Source organism: Okeania sp. SIO2B9 (assembly GCF_010672505.1).
Classification (GTDB): domain Bacteria; phylum Cyanobacteriota; class Cyanobacteriia; order Cyanobacteriales; family Microcoleaceae; genus Okeania; species Okeania hirsuta.
The window spans coordinates 1-2,432 of the sequence record NZ_JAAHGK010001160.1 but is presented as its reverse complement, the minus strand read 5'-3'; the positions used below and the strand labels follow the sequence as shown (position 1 = coordinate 2,432).

1 protein-coding gene is annotated in these 2,432 nt (G+C 36.6%); it reads left to right on the top strand.

What is annotated here, in order from left to right; genetic code table 11:
* The first annotated feature begins 38 nt into the window (after positions 1-38).
* Positions 39-2,243 carry an ATP-binding protein gene (locus tag F6K13_RS28425; protein WP_287289201.1) on the top strand — a complete coding sequence of 735 codons (2,205 nt, stop codon included), beginning with the start codon at positions 39-41 and terminating at the stop codon, positions 2,241-2,243.
* The last annotated feature ends 189 nt before the right edge of the window (positions 2,244-2,432 follow it).

Sequence of the window (2,432 nt, the reverse complement as noted above, 5' to 3'; positions counted from 1 at the left end):
TGTCTAATTAAGAATGGAAAAAATAATAAGTCATAAAAATGGAGAATTTTGAAATAGATATACAGAGGTTAAAGGAAGAGCAAGAACTTATCCTTAATCAAATAGATAATGCTATTGCCCTATTTAATAAATCTCATCACTTAATTTTATTTAATCAAAAACTTGCTGAAATTTGGGGATTATTGCCAGAGTGGCTTGCTCTAAAGCCTCATTGTGATACTATATTTGCCGAAATAGTTGCTCAAGGTTATTGGTCAACAAAACAATGTCAACAGCTCAAAGACTGTCTACTCAACACAGAAACAGAAAGTCTATTCCTAGATATAGAACAAGCTAACCATATTTTTCTTAATGTGGACTGCACTCTCACATCAGATGGGGGACATCTGTTCACTTTTCGAGATATGACTGTCTATCAAAAGTCCCAAAATACCCTTAATGCTGAATTGAGGAGATTAAGATTTCTCTTGGGTCTCAACGAACGACTGCAATACTCAGACAGCTTAAGAGAAATTGCCCAATTTGCTCTGAATTATTTAGTAGAGGTAATGAATGCTGCTTTTGGAGATGTCAAAGTTATTAGCGGAGAAGGAGAAGATCGCCAAGCAGGGCCAATATCTAATCAAATGACTTCTCAATTTATTGCTACTTATGGTGAACCTGCAGTAATGGAAATGGAAGGTTTATTGAAACAGGGCATTCCTTATGGCCAAGGACTTTTGTGGCAAGTAGTTGAAAGTGGTAAACCTATGTATGTTGAAGATTATGCTTCTCACCCTCAAGCTATACCAGGATTTTGTAATCCCGCTATTGGTCAATTAGGAATTTTTCCCATTCCTGCCACAGATGGGACAATTATTGGTGTTTTAACTCTAGAATCTCGTAATCTGCAAAAACTACAAGAAGCTCCTCAAAAAGATATGTTATTTGCAGCTTGTGGCACTCTAGGAGTGGCCATAGAAAGGGCACAGTCTCAAGAACATCTACGGCAAATTAATGAGGAATTAGAGCGTTCTTCTCAGTTAAAGTCAGAGTTTCTAGCTTCTATGTCCCATGAGTTGAGAACTCCACTTAATAGTATTTTAGGGTTTTCTGATTTACTACAGCGACAAACATCTGGGCAGTTAAGCGATCGCCAACTTCATCAAGTTCGACTAATACAAAAAAGTGGTCAGCATTTACTACAGTTAATTAATGATATTCTTGATTTATCCAAAATTGAAGCTGGAAAAACAGAGCTAAATTTAGAGTCAGTAAATATTCACGAACTTTGTACTGACTGTTTGAAAATGATTCAGCCACGAGCTGATAAAAAAAGGTTAGCTTTATCTCTAGAATTAGATTATCGTTTATCTAAAGTTTTTCTAGACCAACGTCGTGTAAGACAAATAATTATTAATTTATTGTCTAATTCTGTTAAGTTTACACCAGAGGGAGGGCAAGTTAAACTTAGCGGACGTTTAGCTTATGGTAGTCAAATTCAAGGTGATTATCGACCTGATTGTTCTCCGATTAATTGTAGCACTCCTTATTTATGTTTAGAGGTAAAAGATTCTGGAATTGGTATTCCTGAAGATAGGTGGAAATTTTTATTTAGTCCTTTTCAGCAGGTTGATTCTTCTTTATCTAGGAGACATGAAGGTACGGGTTTGGGTTTGGTTTTGACAAAAAAATTGGCTGAATTACATGGGGGTACTGTTTCTTTAAGTTCTCAGGTTAGTAAAGGTAGTGTTTTTCGTGTTTGGTTGCCATTAACGGAGATGCGCCAGGAGTTAATTGTTAATTTGGAATCTGAAGAAAGTTCTCAAGTATTTGTTGAAAATATTGAAGAAAAAGAACTAGAACCTGAAAAATTTGCTAGGATTTTAATTGTTGAAGATCAACCTTATAACCAACTTTTAATTTCTGAAGTATTGGAGTTGGAGGGCTATACTGTTGAGTTGATTAGTGATGGTAAAACTATGTTGAATACAATTAATTCTTATCTAGTTACTCCTCCAAATTTACCTAATTTAATTTTGATGGATATTCAGTTGCCAGAAGTTGATGGGTTAGAGTTAATTAGAAGAATAAAAGCTCATCCCACATGGCAGTCTGTACCAGTGGTTGCTGTAACTGCTATGGCAATGAGTGGCGATCGAGAATTATGTATTAATGCTGGTGCATCAGCTTATCTTAGTAAGCCTTTGAATATTGAAAAGATGATTGCTACTGTTAAATCTTTACTAAGTAGGGTTGGCTGAAAAAGTCTTTTAGTAGGGGTAGGAGACAGGAGACAGGAAGAACGGGGAATTATAGAACCCCTAACCGGATCTTTTCTTGAAATACAAAGGCTGACAGAAAGCCGTTTTCACACAGCCTAACAACCATAAGGGGGTTGGTAAGGGGGTGCTGGTTTCCCCACCCTGTGGAGGAGTGGGGAAACCAGCACA